Origin of the sequence: Streptomyces violaceorubidus (assembly GCF_000717995.1) — a bacterium.
GTDB lineage: Bacteria > Actinomycetota > Actinomycetes > Streptomycetales > Streptomycetaceae > Streptomyces > Streptomyces violaceorubidus.
In genome coordinates, this window is sequence record NZ_JODM01000178.1 from 1 (window position 1) to 337 (window position 337).

The window sequence follows — 337 nt, forward strand, 5'->3', positions numbered from 1 at the left end:
GACGAGTACGGCTGCCTGGGTGACGGCTGGGTGAGAACGCAGGACGGTTTCGATCTCGCCGAGTTCGATGCGGTGGCCGCGGAGTTTGACCTGCTGGTCTGCGCGGCGGAGGTATTCCAGGTCTCCGCTCGCGGTCCAGCGCACGACGTCGCCCGTGCGGTACATACGGGAGCCGGGCGGGCCGTAAGGGTTGGCGGTGAAGCGTTCGGCGGTCAGTCCTGGGCGGTTGAGGTACCCGCGGGCCACACCAGTGCCCGCGATGTACAGCTCTCCTGCCACTCCTGCCGGTACGGGCTGGAGGTGCTGGTCGAGGACGTAGACCTGTGTGTTGTCCAGG

1 protein-coding gene is annotated in these 337 nt (G+C 67.4%); it reads right to left on the reverse strand.

Annotation, left to right across the window (positions count from 1 at the left end; all coding sequences use genetic code 11):
* Positions 1 to 337 (reverse strand): AMP-binding protein (locus IE94_RS36830; protein ID WP_157849460.1); only part of this gene is annotated, 337 nt, incomplete at both ends.